Origin of the sequence: Saccharophagus degradans 2-40, from assembly GCF_000013665.1 — a bacterium.
Classification (GTDB): Bacteria; Pseudomonadota; Gammaproteobacteria; order Pseudomonadales; family Cellvibrionaceae; genus Saccharophagus; species Saccharophagus degradans.
This window is the reverse complement of the sequence record NC_007912.1, coordinates 2,775,968-2,793,867: the sequence shown is the minus strand read 5'-3', so window position 1 is coordinate 2,793,867 and position 17,900 is coordinate 2,775,968. Positions and strand designations below refer to the sequence as shown.

The window sequence follows — 17,900 nt, the reverse complement described above, 5'->3', positions numbered from 1 at the left end:
ACAGGTATCACCCTGGAAACTAAATTTTAAATTTCCTTTAGGTTGTTGCCCCGCAAATTTAACCACAGAGGTAGACCCGTGAATACACGCCGAGCATTAAACTCTTATGCCAAAGTAAGCTGTGAGGCTAACATTGGTGTGGCGTCACCCCATGAGCTAATACAAATGCTTTACGACGGAGCTTTGCAGCGGATAGTGCAGGCCAAAGGCGCTATACAGCACAATCAAGTAGGTGTTAAAGGCAAGAAAATTAATGAAACAATAGCTATTATTAACGGGTTGCGGGAAAACTTGGATTTAGATAATGGCGGCGATCTCGCTAACAATATGGAAATGCTCTACATCTATATTCTCTCTGTACTAAACAAAGCTCATCAAAAAAACGACATCGCTTTACTGGATGAAGCTGCGCAATTAATTGGTAATATGGCTTCCGCCTGGCGTGAAATATCCCCTTCAAAAGTAACAGAATCCTCTTTGTAACATTCTTTGTAAAACATAGGGTACCAATTGGCACCCTATGTGCATTTATATCTATACCAGATAAAAACAGGCGAATTATTGCCGCTCCTACTTATTTGAGCGCTGTGCTAGTTTTTACTTTTGGTTAACAGATGTTCACTGGTTAATTACTGTGCGTAATGACTAACGACTTGTTTTTCTGGCTATGTGGTGTGCTTGGCACCTTGGTTGGAGTCGAAGGCTAAGTAGTAGTGTGAGAGTAAGCATCTGCGTAAAAACACCTATACATACTATCGGTTGATGGAGAACGTTATGTCTTTACCACAAACCAAAGCGGCGCAATATATTCAGCTACATGCCGAATCTCTTACTTCGCATCAAATAATTTCTTTGTTGCTTGATGGAGCTCTAGAGCGTGTAGAGCATACCAAGCTGGCTCTACACAATAGCAATATTGATGATGCGCAATCGCTCAAAATAAAATTTTTAGGGATTGTTGAGGGTTTACAGGGCTACCTCGACGTAGAGCGCGGAGGAGACATTGCGGTTAACCTTTTCGCATTGTATAGCTACATTATTAAGCTTATTCAGCAATCTACTATCGAGAACTTAGCCGCCGGTATGGATGAGGCTCGGGTATTGTTGAGCGAGGTTAAAAGCGGTTGGGATGAGATGAACATCCAGCAGCAAAAAGTCGCTGTTTAAGAAAAGAGCAAATATGTTTTTATTGCTAAAAACGTCTAAAGAGTTTTTGGGATAGGCCGTTAGCCTAGATAGACTTTTCGTAAACGCCTATTTAGGAGAACACCATGAACTTGGTTACAGCTTCCCAATTTTCTTTAGCTCGTACACGAAAGCAATTGCAAGAGGCATTTAAAAGCAAAGATTGGCAAACCATAAGAGATGTGGATCGCCTTTTGGCGCAAAGCCTAAACGAAGCATTCGATGACTCCAATCGCGATACTCGTGCGCTAATTGAAGAATTAGAAAGAATTGTGAGCATCTACGGTGAGATGGTGGCATGTTTACCTGCACATGCAGGCAAATTGGCTGGACCTAGAGCAGAGTAGTATGTTTTTTGAGCGTCTCTACTGAGAAGGTTGACGCATTCTTGATCTAAGTAGGCTGGTGCTTTTTTAGCTAAAGCCTATAGAAACCTAGCTTTCCCCCTAAAATTCATCTACGTCAACAGGCGATAGATATATCAAAATTTTCCCGTCAGAAATTTGACCAATGCCAGTTCGTTGACTATTACTAAGTTAAGGAACGGTCGGTTCGCGTTATTTGTCAATAAACGGTCGGCTAGATAATCAATAGCGGTTATTTCTTTGCTTAGCTTTTTTGCCATTGTGGCAATCACTTAATTCGCTGTATAAGTGCGCTAGCTGGCAATATTGGGAAGATTAATATAGATGTTAGGTGACAAAAAAATACTCATTGTCGAAGACGACGCGACTCGATTACACGATTTAGTGGTGATAATCGACTTTTTAGGGGAGAGCCCCATACAAACGGCGTTTTCGAGCTGGCAAGATATTGCCGCTCAGGCCGCTGACGACGAAGTCGGCATGATTATTCTTGGCAATACCCACGGCGGGGAAACGTTAAAACAACATTTAGAGGGTATAAAAAACACTTACGAGTTAAAGCCTGTTGCCGTAGTAGGCGAATATGGCGATATAAACCCCGAATGGGACCCGTACCTGCGCCATATGGCCATTGGTACCCTAGAGCTGCCAATTACCTACAATGCCTTAATAGATGCCATGCATAGGGCGCAGCGATTGAACGTCGCGAGGGATGCCGCGCGCGGGGGCTTGGCATCTAGACCAACCCATCTGTTCCGCAGTCTGGTGGGCACCAGTCGCGAGGAGCAAACGGTAAGGACAATGATGGATCAGGTTGCCGATACCGATGTAACTGTACTTATTCAGGGCGAATCGGGTACGGGCAAAGAAGTTGTGGCACGCAACCTTCACTATAATTCCCCGCGTAGAGACAAGCCATTTGTGCCTGTTAACTGCGGTGCTATTCCGGCAGAGCTGCTAGAGAGTGAGTTGTTTGGGCATGAGAAAGGCGCGTTTACAGGGGCTATTAACGCGCGAGCGGGGCGTTTTGAACTCGCTGAAGGCGGCACATTATTTTTAGATGAAATTGGCGATATGCCACTGCACATGCAAGTAAAAATATTGCGTGTACTGCAAGAGAAATCCTACGAGCGAGTAGGGGGTAACAAATCGTACCCCACCGATGTGCGCATTATTGCCGCTACCCACCGCGATTTAGATGTAATGATTGCAGATGGAAGCTTTCGCGAAGATTTATACTACCGTTTAAATGTGTTTCCCATAGAAATGCCACCATTGCGCGAGCGCGCAGAAGATATTCCGCTACTTATAAACGAGTTAGTAAATCGCTTAGAAAGCGAACACCGTGGCTCCATACGCTTTAACTCTGCGGCAATTCTATCTTTGTGTCGCCACCCTTGGCCGGGTAATGTAAGAGAGCTGGCCAACTTGGTGGAACGCATGGCTATTATGCAACCTTATGGCGTTGTGGGTGTGCAAGATTTACCTGCTAAGTATCGTCATGTAGAGCTTGAAGATGATGACCCGCTAGATGACCTAGAAAGCATGCCAGTTAAAACGACCATGGTTGGTGCGGGTGACGTGACCTTGTTGCCCGATGGTGGAATAGATTTAAAGGAATATATAACCGGCTTAGAGCAAAGTTTAATTCAGCAAGCGCTAGATGATTGTGGCGGTGTGGTGGCGAGAGCGGCCGATAGGCTTACAATTCGTCGAACCACTTTGGTGGAGAAAATGCGTAAATACGGGTTGCAGCGCAGCTAGTATTTTATTGCTTACAAGCGAAAGCGAACCCAAATATTTTAATGGGTTCGCATAATGCTCAGAGCTGTATTTTACATTTATTTAGTGGCGTATTTGTATGTTGTGCTCAACATTAATAGAGCCATCATCTTCAAGTACGCCATATTTACTGTTTTCGCAATTTACTACTACAACAATAGGGTCTTGAAATAGAGGCCGCCTTACAAATGCTAATCGCCAGCCAAATCCTTCTAACTGGTGCAGCGTAAGTCGCTGCAACTCCGATAAAATACTCTCGAGTACCTGCGTATTATTTTCTCTCTTTGCTCGTCGTTCTCGCTGACTTGCATTTTGCTCATAAGCGCTTGCTTCCATATGGCACTGCTCCAATTTTATTAATTGTAATTTTGTGACTCCGTATACATTAAGCATCGTTTGCAATCGGTTTTTAGTCAAAAACCGATTCGCACTTAAACAGAAGAGCTGAAAGCGCAAAAACATATAACGCCTAGTATTTAGGTCTACCCATATAAGCTTTTTATTGCTTAAGCCTATTAGGCAATGATTTAAGCGAAGCCTTGGAAGCAATGGTTGTAAAAAGCAATTTTAATAAGCCATGCCAAATTGCAAATTAGGTAAGTGAATACTCTGGGATGACCGTGAGCAAATACCGCATGGCCGAATGATAGTCGAATAATGTGATGCGCCTTGTTCGTACTCAATAAAGCTTCTAGTGCTAGTGGTGTAGATGCTGCCGCAACAAAACTTCTTCAGCGCCATATGTGCGGCTTTAAAGTAGACGTCAAAACGTCGCCATAACTGACTTGAGGCTATAGGTGTTATAACCTATTGAAAATTAACAAAAAATAAAAATGGCACTCACCTTGCAGTAGTTATATCTGCATACAGAAAATGATGGTTTTCTGGCGCATTGACAGTTCTGGAGGTAAAGCTGTGTCGTTGAGTGTAAGAAGTTCTGGTACTCCACCCGAATCGGGTACCCCTAAAATCGTTTCGGCAAAATTGCCTACGTCGCAATCTAACCTAGAAAGGTTGGAGGCGGCTTTTCAATTTTTTAACGATACCTCTTCTCAGCTCGCGCAATCTTACGAACTGTTGGAAAAGCGCGTATCGAGCCTTACGCAAGAGCTAGATGAAGTAAGCGAAGCTAAACAGCGCGCCCATAAAAATGAAGAGAAATTAGCGGGGCGCATGCAAGCCTTGCTAGATTTTATGCCCGGTGGTGTGATTGTGCTCGATCACCAAGGTTATATTGTTGAAAGTAACCCCGCTGCAAGGGCGCTACTAGACGACAAGTTAGATGGTGAGCTTTGGCGACATGTTATTAGTAAATGTTTTGCGCCTCGCAATGATGACGGCTTAGAGGTATCCACCAAAACTGGTAAGCGCATTAGTATCGCCACAAGCTCGATGGATAATCACGGCCAAATAATACTGCTAACCGATCAAACAGAAACCCGAGAATTACAGCGAAATTTAAGCCGCCACGAGCGTTTATCGTCAATGGGTAAAATGGTTTCTGCTTTGGCTCATCAAATTCGCACGCCTCTATCTGCAGCCATTTTATATGCAGGGCATTTAACCAATGGCTCTATCGCGCAAGCGAAAAAAGATACATTTGCAAAAAAATTATTGGGCCGTTTACAGCATATGGAGCGCACAGTGCGCGACATGATGCTGTTTGTAAAAAGCGAGTTACCGCTTAACGATGTAATTTCATTAGCCGATTTGGAAGTGGGTTTACGCGAGGCGAGCGAAGTGCCCATTCTTACATCTGCTGCCAAAATTACGTGGCGAAACACCCATCCCTCCACGCAAATCCGCTGCCACCGCGAAGCGCTTATTAGCGCAATAATGAATTTAATAAATAACGCCATTCAAGCATCCGATAAACCCATTACCATTCTCGTTAACCTAAGTGGTAGCCCAGAAAACCTAGAGCCTAAACGCGTGTGTATAAACGTAGTGGATAACGGGCCGGGGTTAGACAAGTCTGTGTTAGACAGCGCCATGGAGTTGTTTGTTACTACCAAAGCGCACGGCACAGGCCTGGGGTTAGCGGTTGTGCAATCTGTTGCCCGCGCCCACGGCGGTACTTTTTCTATTATGTCGCCACCTGAGTGCGGCACCAAAGCAACACTTATTTTGCCGGAGCACTGCGCAACACCCAGTGACGTGGCCGACATAACCAAACAACAATGCGGAGTATCCCATGACTAACCCAGCGCAATCCACAGGCCAATTGCTAAGCGAAGAATACGCCAGAGAAATAAAAATAATGGTAGTAGAAGACGATTTAGATTTACGCGAAGCCGTGGTCGACACGCTAGATTTAGCCGGTTTTAGTGTTGTGCAAGCCGCAAGTGCCGAGCAGGCCTTAGAGTTGTTGGAAGCTAGCCCTGATCAAGATTTAATAATATCTGATGTGAATATGGGCGCTATGAGCGGCCATGATTTATTGCGTAAAGTGCGCACCGATTACCCGCAAATACCGGTGGTGTTAGTGACCGCCTACGCAAGCATCAACGATTCCGTAGTCGCAATGAAAGAGGGCGCAGTCGATTACTTAGTAAAACCTTTCGAAACACAAGTACTCATCGACACAGTAAAAAAAGTAGTGGGTGGCAATACAAGTGCAAGCGATGAGCCCATTGCGAATGCGCCGGGTAGCCGTCAGCTTTTACAGCTTGCTTGTCGAGTAGCGCAATCCGATTCGACCGTGTTAGTCATTGGTGAATCTGGCACTGGTAAAGAAGTATTGGCGCGTTATATTCACACCAAAAGTAAGCGAGCCGATATGCCGTTTGTGGCGATCAATTGCGCTGCCATACCAGAGAACATGCTAGAGGCTATGTTATTTGGCCACGAGAAAGGCGCCTACACTGGGGCGTACAGCTCGGCACCCGGTAAATTTGAGCAGGCTAACGGTGGTACATTGCTATTGGACGAAATCTCCGAAATGGATATAGGCTTGCAAGCAAAGCTGTTGCGGGTGCTACAAGAGCGAGAAGTAGAGCGCTTGGGCGGTCGTAAAAGCATCAAGTTGGATGTGCGCGTAATCGCCACCTCTAACCGCGATATGCGCAGAGAAGTGGCCAACGGAAAATTTCGCGAAGATTTATATTTTAGGCTAAGTGTACTGCCTTTACAGTGGGCGCCACTACGCGACCGACGCGAAGATATCGTCCCGCTGGCAGAATCGTTACTTAGCCGTCATGCGGCCAAGCAACACAGGCAGGGCGTACAGTTATCGGATGATACAAAACACACCTTAGAAACCTACCCGTGGCCGGGCAATGTACGCGAGCTAGACAATGTAATGCAGCGGGCGCTTATTTTGCAGCCAGGCAATATTATTCATTCGCCAGACCTAGGGCTACAAACAGAAACACTTTACAGTGACAAGCCTTCGTTGGTGGATGATATTGCCACCTATAGCCAAAACGCCATTGCCGCTATTGCTCAGCCGCGAGCAGTCGAGGTGGCCCCAAAAGAATTGGATATACCAGAACCAGAAGGTGCGGTACTTGGTCACGATTTACGCAAACGTGAATTCGAGATAATCGTGCAAACATTAAGAGACGAGCGCGGAAGCAAGAAAAATACCGCTAAAAAGTTAGGTATTAGCCCCCGTACGCTTCGGTATAAGTTAGCTAGATTAAAAGAGGAAGGTTACGACCTGCAGCAGGCATTAAGTTACTCCTAGGGGGGGTAACGCTGCGCTGCAGTAAATGTATACACTTCAAAGTTAAAAAATAGTGTTTTGGCTAGCAAATAGGGGCATGTTTTTTAGCTATAACTTAAAAATATTTATAGCTATATGTATATTGTAAGGCTCTTATAACTTATTGTTTTAAAACGTGTTTTTTGCTGGTAAATTAGTCGTTGAATTCGAATAAAAAACAGGCGTTAATAATATTGCGCTGCTATCATTTTATTGTAATATCCGCGTAAGAGACTATTACTCGCTACAGAGTAATTGTTTACTTTGGCACTTCATTATCGCATTCCCAGAGGAGCATGAATTATGGGTGGTGGGGTCTTGGATAGTAACCTAGATATGACTGACGATATGGCGGAATCGGCGATCCTTGCAGAAGGTAATGCCCATTCTATTGACTCTCGACGACGTTTAGAAGATAAAATAGAAGAATTGCGTTTACGGCGAGAAATGCAAGAATTCGATTTTGACTTCGATTCGTAACAACAAATATTTTTAGCTCTTCAAATGGTCTGACTTGTCAGGCCATTTGTATTTTGGGGCAGTGTATTTTAGGGCTATATATTTGAGTCTATAAATTTCGGAGTTACGCTGTCTGGCAGCAATTTCCTACGTAGCATTTAGAATATTCGCGTTTTAATTTTCCTTCCGTTCCGCATTAATTTTATACAATATTTTTTTTACCGTATTTGTAATGCGGCAATTCCTTTCCTGCGGCCATTTCTGGCCCGTTTTGTGCAAAATCCCCTGTAACACGTTAAAAGCCTAAGCATTTCGCTAATTATTTGACGCATTAAAAAGTTTGGGCAATTAATTCAACAGTTTCACCAGAAAAGTGACAAAAAAATATCGCAGGTATGATTTATGACTGACCGAGTAGATATTAATCGCGTGCTTATGGAGATCCGATCCTTTAAAGCACAAAACCAGGCAATGAATTCTGTACAGGGTGTGGGCAACTCCCTTGAGGGCGTTAACAACACGCGCGGCACTCAGCAAGTAAACGGCCCTCGCTTTGGTGAACTACTCGAGCAGGCGGTTAGTAAAGTGAACGAAGTGCAACAGGCATCTGGCGCTATGTCGCAAGCGTATATTCAAGGTGATTCTAACGTAGGTATTACCGACGTGATGATTGCCTCACAAAAGGCAGGTGTGGCATTTGATGCGATGGTGCAAGTTCGAAATAAGTTAGTAGAAGCCTATAAAGATGTGATGAACATGCCGATTTAATGGTGGCATCTTAATAGGATGCGTCAATCTAGGTACATCAAAGTAATACAGCTAATTAAATAAACCGCGAACATAACTGCTTTAAATACCCGCTTAAAAAGAGAATAGAGCCATGGCCCAAGCGCCCGCGCATACAAGCACTAACGATCTAATAGATGGGTTTAACAACCTAAACATTATTCGCCAAGCCGGTTTAATGGTAGGGCTTGCGGCAAGTGTGGCTATTGGTTTTGCGGTTGTACTTTGGAGTCAAGGGGAAGATTACAAACCGCTATATGGTAGTTTGGATCGATTAGATTCTTCTGAAGTAGGCGCGATTTTAGATTTTAACGAGATTCCCTACAAAATAGATGGCTCGACCGGTGCGCTGCTAGTGGCGGTGGATGAAGTGCATAGAGCGCGCTTGGTGTTAGCAGAAAATGGCATTCAAGGTGATAACTCAACGGGTTACGAGTTACTCGACCAAGAGCAACCGTTAGGTACAAGTCAATTTATGGAAGCAACGCGCTACAAGCGCGGCATAGAAGGTGAATTGGCTCGAACTATTGCCAGCATAAATTCGGTACGCGGTGCACGTGTACACCTAGCAATTCCAAAGCGCTCTGTATTTGTAGGGGATGGTCGCAAGCCTAGCGCGTCGGTATTTTTAGATTTATACCCAGGCAGGCCCATCAAACCAAAACAAATTCAAGGTATTGCTAATTTGGTAGCTAGCAGTATTCCAGAGTTGCAAGTAGAGAATGTTACCGTTGTAGATCAAAAGGGCAACCTACTTACTACAGGTATTGCAGAAGACAAAGACTTACTTATTGCCGGGCAACATTTGGAATATACGCAAAAAGTAGAAGACGGCATGATAATGCGCGTACGTCGTTTGCTGTCGCCAATATTAGGCGATCAGAACTTTAAAACCGAAGTTGCAGCCGATATTGATTTTACTGAAATAGAACAAGCCGAAGAAGTATTTAACCCCGACTTACCCGCTGTGCGCAGCGAGCAAACCGTCGAAGAACAGCGTATTGGCAGTGGCGCGCCTGGCGGCATTCCTGGTGCCCTTACCAATCAACCACCCGCAGATGGGCAGGCGCCAGAGCAAGCTGGGCAGGGCGGCGAAGGTGCAGGTGGTCAACCCAGTAATACTCGCTCGCAGGCCGTGCGTAATTACGAGCTAGATAGAACGGTTAGCTATACCAAGCGTGAGAAAGGTCGCTTGCGCAGGTTAACGGTTGCTGTAGTAATAGACGATAAAAAAACAATTAACCCCGAAACTGGCGCCGTAGAGCGCACCCAGTGGACACAGCAAGAACTAGAACGCTTCGCTATACTTGTAAGAGATGCAGTGGGTTACTCTGCTGTGCGGGGTGACAGTGTCAATATACTCAACGAAGCGTTTTTACCCGAGCCGGCCATCGAGGTATTGGACGACCTACCGTTTTGGCAGAACGAAAGTATTTTAAAGCTAATTAAACCCATAGCCGGCGCATTAATTATTGTAGCGTTGTTGGTGGGGTTAGTACGCCCAGTGCTTAAAAGCTTGGCTGTGGCGGGAGTAAAAACAAGAGAGCAAGACGAAGCGAAAGAAATGGCCGCATTGCAAGCTGCAGGTATGGATGGTTTTGACTCGCTTTCGGATGAAACGGTTACCCTCACCGGTGGGGATGCACTTGCACTACCCAGCCCAGAAGAAGGGTACGAACAGCAGCTTAATGCTGTGAAGGGGCTAGTGGCAGAAGATGCTGGTCGTGTGGCACAAGTAATTAAACGATGGATAAATGAAGAATGAGTCCAAAGCCCAATGAAGCTGGCGATAAATCTCAACCCCCTGCGGTAAAAATTAATCGCGTCGATCAAGCTGCAATATTGCTTATGACATTAGGTGAATCTGCCGCGGCTGAAATTTTAAAACATATGGGCCCCAAAGAGGTACAGCGCCTTGGTACTGCTATGGCGCAATTAAATAATGTGCAGCAATACGAAGTAGAGGTTGTGTTATCAAACTTTATGGAGGAAGTACGCACGCAAACAGGTTTGGGTATGGGGGCCGATAATTACATTCGCAACATGCTAGTGACAGCACTGGGCGAAGATAAAGCCAATGGCCTTATAGACCGCATATTGTTGGGCGGTAATACTACCGGTTTAGATACCTTAAAGTGGATGGACCCGCGCTCGGTTGCCGATATTATTCGCAACGAGCACCCGCAAATTCAGGCCATTGTATTGGCGTACCTCGATGCGGACCAATCCGCAGAAGTGCTCACGTTTTTCCAAGAAAAAGTACGCTTAGATGTAATGATGCGTGTAGCTTCGCTCGATACAGTACAGCCCGGTGCTCTGCAAGAGCTTAACGATATTCTAGAAAAACAATTTAGTGGTAATGCAGGTTCGCAAAACAAAGCCTTGGGTGGCTTTAAAACGGCGGCTGAGATTGTTAATAACCTAGAAAGCTCGGTAAGTACTGAATTGCTAGATAGTATTAAAGAAGTCGACGAAGATTTAGGTACACAAATTCAAGATTTAATGTTTGTGTTCGACAACTTAAAAGATGTGGATGCACGCGGTATTCAAGCGTTGTTGCGCGAAGTGTCGTCCGACGTTTTAATTATCGCGCTGAAAGGTGCAGACGACATACTGCAAGAAAAAATATTCGAAAATATGTCCAAACGCGCCGCCGAGCTGTTACGCGACGATTTGGAAGCAAAAGGCCCAGTCAAGGTATCCGAAGTGGAAGGTGCACAAAAAGAAATTCTTACTATTGCGCGCAGAATGGCCGATGCGGGCGAAATAAACTTAGGTGGTGGCGGCGAAGATATGCTTTAGAGCCTAAGCCAGTCATTCCCATCTCGTTATACACCTTATGTATAAACATTGTGCAAATTAACGCGGCCCAATATGGCGCCCAAAGGCAGTACTTAGCGCATGGCAGATAACAAAAGCAACACACATGCACCGTTCGAGATTATACGCCAAGAAGAGGGGGTAGAGTCTTGGGCGCCGCCCAGCATGACGGTACCTGGTCGTGTAGTACAAAGTGCAATTAAAGAAAAAAAACGCGCTAAAAACGAATCTATTGAAGATATTCCCCCATCCAAACGACCACCGCCTCTAACCGCTGATGCGCTTCAAAAAATGGCTGCCGAGGCCAAAGAAGAGGGTTTTGCCGAGGGTAGAGCAGAAGGTCTGCAATCGGGTCACACCGAGGGATATAACAAAGGCTTCGATGCTGGCAGTAAAAAAGCATATCAAGAAACATTAACCTCTATAGAAAATGAGCGCGCGCGCTTAGCGTCTATTGCCGAAGAATTGTTGTTGCCAATGCAAAAGCAACAACAGGATCTAGAGCAAATAGTGGTTGATATTGCTGTGAATATGGCAAAAAAAATATTACAAGCCGAGATAAGCACCGACCCTTCGCTGCTATTTGCGCTTGTAAACCGAGCCATAAATGAGTTGCCGGTAGGGGCAAAAAATATACACGTTTCACTCAACCAGCAAGATGCAGAGTTAATGGCAGGTTTAGCTGAAGAAACTGCAGGAATTAAAGAGTGGCCAGTCCATATAGATAACTCTTTAACATCTGGTGGTTGCCGCGTAACCAGCGATGAAAGCCTTATTGATTTTGATGTAAGTACGCGTATAGCAAAGTATTTCGACGAGGCACGCGAGAGCGTCGAGGCTGAAGACGACGAAGATTATCCCCCAATGATCGAACGACCTGAGCCGATTGGTGATGGCAATAGAGGTTTAGCAAGCGATACTGAGCTGGAAAGAGAAAAAGCAGAAGGGGATGAATCAGAGTTGGATTTCGTGGAAGCTGACGGTCAGGCAGAGGACAGTAAAACAGAAGACTCTGAAAGAGAAAGCAATAAAACAGATAGAGAAGCAGAGGCGGGTGAGGCGAGGCAAGCGTCTAAAGCGGGTAGTAGTCCTTTAAAGTCTGAAGAAGAGCCAAGCGATGACCAGGCATGATACTATTGGCGCGCCTATCGCAGAAAGGTTAAAGCCTTTTCGCAATTACAAGTTGTTAGATCACCTTCCTACAGCTCAAGGCCGGCTTACACGTATGGTTGGGCTTACTCTCGAAGCTGTTGGCTTAAATGTACCCGTAGGCAGCCAGTGCCGAGTGGTGTTGCCCCATAATAAAAATATCGACGCCGAAGTGGTAGGGTTTAACGGCGATAAAACCTATTTAATGCCGGTGCAAAAAGTTGAAGGCCTGCAACCAGGTGCGCGTGTTGTACCGCTTGATGCGCATCAGCATATGGCTATTGGCGAGCACTTGCGTGGGCGAATTATTAACGGTATTGGCCAGCCTTTAGATGGCAAGGGGCCGCTACCCGGTAAATCGAATGTGGATATGGCGCCAAGTGCAATAAACCCATTGTCTCGGCACCCCATAGATGCACCGCTAGATGTAGGTGTGCGTGCAATAAATGGCTTGCTAACAGTTGGTAGAGGCCAGCGCATTGGTTTGTTTGCTGGCTCGGGTGTGGGTAAGAGTGTATTGCTCGGTATGATGACTCGCTTTACAACGGCCGATATTGTTGTTGTAGGCTTAATTGGCGAGCGTGGTCGCGAAGTTAAAGAGTTTATTGATCAAATTCTTGGGGACGCTGGCATGTCTCGCGCTGTCGTTATCGCATCTCCGGCAGACGATGCACCGCTAATGCGTTTGCGCGCGGCTGAATTGTGTACCCGCGTAGCAGAATTTTTTCGCGATCAAGGGTTAAATTGTTTACTGCTTATGGATTCGCTCACGCGCTATGCGCAAGCACAACGGGAAATCTCATTGGCGATAGGTGAGCCACCCGCAACCAAAGGCTACCCACCGTCGGTTTTTTCTAAAATACCAGAATTAGTTGAGCGTGCAGGTAATGCCGATAAGGGCGGCGGTTCGATAACGGCTTTTTACACAGTTCTTACCGAAGGGGATGACCTACAAGACCCAATAGCCGATTCCGCCCGCGCAATTTTAGATGGCCATATAGTGTTATCGCGCGATTTAGCCGAGGAGGGCATTTACCCAGCAATAGATATTTCCGCATCGGTAAGCCGTGTGATGCCCAGCATTGTTACTCCCGACCATTTACAAAAAGCGCAAAAATTTAAAGCATTACTGTCACGTTACAGAGCGAACAAAGACTTAATTTCGATAGGTGCATATACCCCCGGCACCGACCCAAATATTGATGGAGCCATAGAGCGCTACCCGCATTTAAATAAATATATTTGCCAAGGTATGAAAGAAGCATCTGGTTTGGTACCCAGCATGGAGCAGTTGTTTAATGTAATAGCGCCAACGGAGAGAACGGAGCGTAAGCTAGGTGGCTAAATCAGATCGATTGCAAGTAGTGGTAGATATGGCGCGACGCGAAGAGGATGCTGCGGCAGAAAAACTTGCTACCATTCAAAAACAATTAAATAACGAAATCTCACGTCTGCGCGATTTAGAAGAATATTATGGTCAATATGAACAAAGCCAGCAAATGCTGCGAACGGGTGTAAACGCGCAAGATTTAGCTAGAATTCGTAATTTCCTGCAGCAGCTGGCAATGGCTAAGCAAGCACAAATGTTACAAATACAGCGTGTGGAAGGCGTTCAGCGGCAAGCGCGCGAAGCGTGGCAAGCATGCCACTTAAAACACAAGCTAATGAAAGACATGATTGCGAGGTACAAAACAGAAGAGCAGGCAGTGTTAGATAAAAACGAACAAAAAATGCTAGATGAATGGTTTAACAGCCAAAATGATCGTTAGCTTGCAAAGTTTGGTTACCTCAGTTCGATCGATTGAATACTCGCTGAGTAAAATAGAATTAGTTTATTTGCGATATTACACAGCGGTATATTACTGCGCGGTCGTCCTTTTTCTGAACTACTTCACCTTCAATTCTAAACTGAGCGTAGCCACCTTGCGCGAGTTTAAGGCGCACTAAAGTATTCATCCTGTCTAAGTGCGATAAGCTTAATGTGATTTCTTTACGCAAGTTGTGCTCATCTTCAGGGTGAACGCGATCGAACACTTCCATGTTGCGGTAAATGCTTTTTTCTAGGTCAGTAGTAAATCCGAGTTTTTCAAGCGCTTTCTCGTTCCATACTACACTGCCCGTTTCTAAATCCCATTTTAAGCACGGGGTTAATATATCGGGGGTGTCGCTTATTAATGGTTCGGTTGTTTCTGACTCTACTTCGTGTTGTTGCTTTGAAAGTAATAAAGAATAACTGTGTGCAATGGTATCCATATACCCCGTAAACCCAGTAAACGAAGTGGGGTAGGAAGCCCTCTGTGGGTCGCCAAATACACTAATAAAACCCCATAGCACATCGTCAACAAAAATAGGGAAGTGAACAAGGGTTGGGTGGTTGTTGCCATACTTCTCTTTAAATGCCTTGCCGGGGTACGACTCAACAGGTACTAGGTTTTCTTCATCTTCGAGCAATAGTACTTCCGCCGAAGCGCTTTCAAATATCTTTTTAATATTTAATCTGGTTCTATTGAACTTGTCTTTTTTAAGTTCAGCTAAGCATGCTAGGTGCATGTGTTGCTGAAATAACGGAGCCAAACTCATGAGTTTATCGAGGTTGGAATTAAGAATTTTATGCGTTAGTTCGAAGCTATTGTTTACCAATGAATCAACATAGTTAAGGTTATTTAGCCCATCTAGCTCATGAACTCTCATTTGCCAGTTGCGTTCTGCAGTAGCAGGTTTGCCGATTATTAATGTTGGATCAACATGTAACGTATGAGTTGTAAGGGGCGTCTGCGTAATAAGAGCCTCAAGGGCCTCTAGTGCGTGCGCTGCAACTTGATCTAAGTTCTGATCGATCCTAGGCATGCCGGGTGTGATTAGCTCCATAAATGCTACGTCGTCAAAACTAATTGCTTCTAATTTTTCTGGTAAATTTACACCCTGTGCTTTGAGTTGCTTAACAAAGCCCATGCCTGTGTTGCCAGCACCGCAAATAACGGCATCAACTTGATCTACATGTTTAATAAACTGAGCAGCGGCTTCTCTGCCACCAGTAAAGAGGGTGTCGTCTACGCATATTAGGCTTTTATCGGTAAGTTGTAATTTGTTCTCATCCAGTAGTTCGCAAAAACGTTCAAAGCGTTTGCGTAAATCGTATTGTGATAAATCGCCTATAAATGTGATTTTTTTATGGCCGCGTTCTAGTAAATAATTAAACGCTAGATCCATGCCTTTGGCATTGTTTGATGTGATAATAGGAACATCTAGCGGGAAATAATCGTGTGCTATGGCTACAACAGGAATTGCTCTGTTCTGCAGGTACTCTACCATTTTTGGGCTGGCTGCATTTCGAATGGTAATTACCCCATCAAACTCGCTAGCGCCTAGGTTAAGGGAAAATTCGCCAAGGCTATTGGTACGGATGAGCGTAAATCTATACTCTCTTGTGGCGCAAGCTCGGCGTATATGGTTGATAATCTCTCCCATATAGCCGCCTTGTAAATAGGGTGCAATAACACAAAGGTGGAGCGCGCTCATGTAGCTATATACCTTGTTTTGTATTCGTTAAGCTAAGTTTACTCCCTAAGCTACATATGCTCAATATTGCTTTTTGAGTAAGGGCGAGTAAGGGCTTTGATGTTAGCCTTTAAGTTGGTCTAGGCTAGATATTATGTTAACAAATTGCTTTCTAGCTGTTAGTTGTAGCACCTTGTCTGCATCAACGGTTGCTATCGCATCGTCTTCTATTTCTTTAATTGTCTTTATTTTGTTGTTGGGGATACCCAGCGTGCGTGCAATATCCTCAACTTGGCCTAAGCTGCTACTGATAATATCTTTCGTTTTGCGGGAGTTACTATTGTAAAGTTTGTCTAGGTCTGCTGCTGTTTTACGTATTGAGTTTTTACAATCCTCAATTTTTTTCGTGTTTTCTTTGGCTGTTTGGATGGCGAGTATTTTTTCAATAATACTATTTGATATGTTTGCTATTTCTAGCATGGCTTTACTGCTGCCAGATAAATTTTCATCTGGGTTAAGTGCTTTAATCGTGCCTCTTATACTGTTGTATTTAAAGTTAATCGATTTTTTGTCGCCACTCTCATTAACTTCATTGGTTTGCATGTTGTCTATAACAACTTTGTCGCGTGGTGCTATTTTGCCCGTGCTTGAAACAATTACATCCTTGCCTTTGCAGCTTATAATTATGTGTGGGTCGCCACCTGCTTGTTGAATGCAGTCAAAAATAAGCAGTGATATATCTTCAATAGAATTCGCTGTGATTGCTTCTTTAACGTAATTATTTATTGCTTCGTTGGTATTCGATGCATTAACTTTCTCGTTTAACTCTTTGTTTAGTGTGTCCAACTGGTTGTTTAGCATCTCTAAATCTTTTTCGGAAACTTCTGGCGGCGCAGGGGTTTTGCTCTGATCCATGGTTACTAGTTGATTGCGCATTTGGTCTATTTCTTGTTCAAGTACTTGAATGCACATTTCCGATTCTTGAATAGTTCGCTTTAGTTGATTGATTACTGACTGGGTCTCAGAGGTGAGCTCCCCTTTGCCGTCCAGTTCTGACTCTAGAGTAGTAATTTTAGATTCCATATTGAATATGGATGATTTTTGATCTTTTACTATGTTGCGTAGGCGGTCAATTTCTTTGGCGTTTATCTCTTGAATTTCATCTGAAAGCGTTTTTAACTCTGATGTGTCTACATCGCCGTTTGTCTTAGCTACAGATATACGAGCCGAGCTTAGGATGCCACCTGTTTTCGGGTTTAGCTTAGATGATATAGAAGAAATTTTTTCTCTAAGTTCGCTCATATCTTCTTTTAGGTGAATATTGCTAGATTTAGTTTTAGAGAGGTCTGAGTTCAAGTCATCAAGAATAGAGGCGGCCAGTTGTTCTTGATCGGTATCTTTTAAGTTTTCTAAGCTGGCGCCTAGCTCGATAATTTCTTTGGTCTGCTTGTCGAAATTACTGGAAAGGTTGTTATAGGCCTCGTCTATATTTTTTGATTTTTCAATAACAATACTCTTGTCACTTTCCGCTTTTCTCGCTTCTGGGTCGGAAAAGGTGTGAATGATACGCTCTAGCTTTTTAATGTAAGGTTGAATCTCTTCTTGGGTTAGTTTGTTGTTTTTGGTTAGTTTTTCAAATTCTAAAATATGTTGTACTGGGTTGTTTGCGTACGTATCTAGCTCGCTTAGCGTATTTTTTAGCTTGTTTTTAAGCGTTTCTACTTGCCTTTCGAGCGCAGAAATAAGCTTTTTGTTTTCGAATAGCGACGGCATGTATATTTTTAATACCGTAGCCAATTTTTCGATAATAAAAATATTGTATTCCCAACTGCTTATGCCGTTTGGTATGGCCTTGCGTTCTAGGCGCAGGTAAGCAGATCGCAATGCCACTATATGGTTAAAGTTTGCACCTCTTAGTATGTTCTCGGGCAGTTTTTGATAGCGCTTGTCTGTTAGCAGGCCCTTGGTCTGCTTGAATTGCTCTTCAAAATAGGTGGTGATTGAATCTATGTTAATTTCTTGTTTGGTCTTTTTGAATTGTTTGCTCTTAACCTCTAAGCGATTATAAGCAAATAAAACAATAAAGTTTAGCAGGGCGCTTACTACAAATAACGCGCTAACGGTGTACATGTATGTTTCAATATCCATGT

The 17,900-nt window shown here is 44.2% G+C and carries 16 protein-coding genes; 13 read left to right on the top strand and 3 right to left on the bottom strand.

Features of this window, described 5'->3' with window-relative positions; translation table 11 throughout:
* Positions 1-78 precede the first annotated feature (78 nt).
* The 4 genes from fliS (SDE_RS11505) (at position 79) to SDE_RS11490 (ending at position 3,314) form a co-directional block, all read left to right on the top strand.
* Entirely contained in the window at positions 79-483 is a 405-nt protein-coding gene (fliS, locus tag SDE_RS11505; RefSeq protein WP_011468675.1) for a flagellar export chaperone FliS, read from the top strand.
* Positions 484-774: 291 nt separating this feature from the next.
* A complete protein-coding gene (gene fliS / locus SDE_RS11500) occupies positions 775-1,167 on the top strand; it encodes a flagellar export chaperone FliS (RefSeq protein WP_011468674.1) in 393 nt (130 codons plus the stop codon).
* A 104-nt stretch (positions 1,168-1,271) separates the two neighbouring features.
* Positions 1,272-1,532, top strand: a complete 261-nt coding sequence (locus tag SDE_RS11495) for a hypothetical protein (protein WP_011468673.1) — start codon at positions 1,272-1,274, stop codon at positions 1,530-1,532.
* Between the two features lie 342 nt (positions 1,533-1,874).
* A complete protein-coding gene (locus tag SDE_RS11490; protein ID WP_011468672.1) occupies positions 1,875-3,314 on the top strand; it encodes a sigma-54 dependent transcriptional regulator in 1,440 nt (479 codons plus the stop codon).
* An 81-nt stretch (positions 3,315-3,395) separates the two neighbouring features.
* On the opposite strand, the gene SDE_RS11485 is transcribed toward SDE_RS11490, so the two are convergent.
* Complete coding sequence (locus tag SDE_RS11485) at positions 3,396-3,668, bottom strand: hypothetical protein (protein WP_011468671.1); 273 nt, start codon at positions 3,666-3,668, stop codon at positions 3,396-3,398.
* A 537-nt stretch (positions 3,669-4,205) separates the two neighbouring features.
* On the opposite strand from SDE_RS11485, the gene SDE_RS11480 reads away from it, so the two are divergent.
* The 9 genes from SDE_RS11480 (at position 4,206) to fliJ (ending at position 14,021) form a co-directional block, all read left to right on the top strand.
* Positions 4,206-5,534, top strand: coding sequence for a sensor histidine kinase (locus SDE_RS11480; RefSeq protein ID WP_011468670.1), 1,329 nt, complete (start codon positions 4,206-4,208; stop codon positions 5,532-5,534).
* The gene (locus SDE_RS11475) at positions 5,527-7,020 is read left to right on the top strand and encodes a sigma-54-dependent transcriptional regulator (RefSeq protein ID WP_011468669.1); all 1,494 of its coding nucleotides are present in this window, start codon (positions 5,527-5,529) and stop codon (positions 7,018-7,020) included. Before SDE_RS11480 ends, SDE_RS11475 begins: the two co-directional genes overlap by 8 nt.
* Positions 7,021-7,341: 321 nt before the next feature.
* Entirely contained in the window at positions 7,342-7,518 is a 177-nt protein-coding gene (locus SDE_RS22950) for a PA3496 family putative envelope integrity protein (protein WP_011468668.1), read from the top strand.
* Between the two features lie 381 nt (positions 7,519-7,899).
* Complete coding sequence (gene fliE, locus SDE_RS11470; protein WP_011468667.1) at positions 7,900-8,265, top strand: flagellar hook-basal body complex protein FliE; 366 nt, start codon at positions 7,900-7,902, stop codon at positions 8,263-8,265.
* A gap of 112 nt (positions 8,266-8,377) precedes the next feature.
* Positions 8,378-10,048: a flagellar basal-body MS-ring/collar protein FliF gene (fliF, locus tag SDE_RS11465; protein WP_011468666.1), complete on the top strand. Its 1,671-nt coding sequence runs from the start codon at positions 8,378-8,380 to the stop codon at positions 10,046-10,048.
* Positions 10,045-11,085: a flagellar motor switch protein FliG gene (gene fliG / locus SDE_RS11460; protein ID WP_011468665.1), complete on the top strand. Its 1,041-nt coding sequence runs from the start codon at positions 10,045-10,047 to the stop codon at positions 11,083-11,085. Before fliF ends, fliG begins: the two co-directional genes overlap by 4 nt.
* Positions 11,086-11,184: 99 nt before the next feature.
* Positions 11,185-12,234, top strand: a complete 1,050-nt coding sequence (locus SDE_RS11455) for a FliH/SctL family protein (protein WP_011468664.1) — start codon at positions 11,185-11,187, stop codon at positions 12,232-12,234.
* A complete protein-coding gene (fliI, locus tag SDE_RS11450; RefSeq protein ID WP_011468663.1) occupies positions 12,221-13,597 on the top strand; it encodes a flagellar protein export ATPase FliI in 1,377 nt (458 codons plus the stop codon). The genes SDE_RS11455 and fliI overlap by 14 nt, the downstream gene beginning before the upstream one ends.
* Entirely contained in the window at positions 13,590-14,021 is a 432-nt protein-coding gene (fliJ, locus tag SDE_RS11445) for a flagellar export protein FliJ (RefSeq protein ID WP_011468662.1), read from the top strand. The genes fliI and fliJ overlap by 8 nt, the downstream gene beginning before the upstream one ends.
* A gap of 58 nt (positions 14,022-14,079) precedes the next feature.
* Here the strand turns inward: fliJ and SDE_RS11440 are convergent, their stop codons facing one another.
* Positions 14,080-15,771, bottom strand: coding sequence for a substrate-binding domain-containing protein (locus SDE_RS11440; RefSeq protein WP_011468661.1), 1,692 nt, complete (start codon positions 15,769-15,771; stop codon positions 14,080-14,082).
* Between the two features lie 102 nt (positions 15,772-15,873).
* Positions 15,874-17,898: a hypothetical protein gene (locus SDE_RS11435; protein ID WP_041324622.1), complete on the bottom strand. Its 2,025-nt coding sequence runs from the start codon at positions 17,896-17,898 to the stop codon at positions 15,874-15,876.
* Positions 17,899-17,900: the final 2 nt, after the last annotated feature.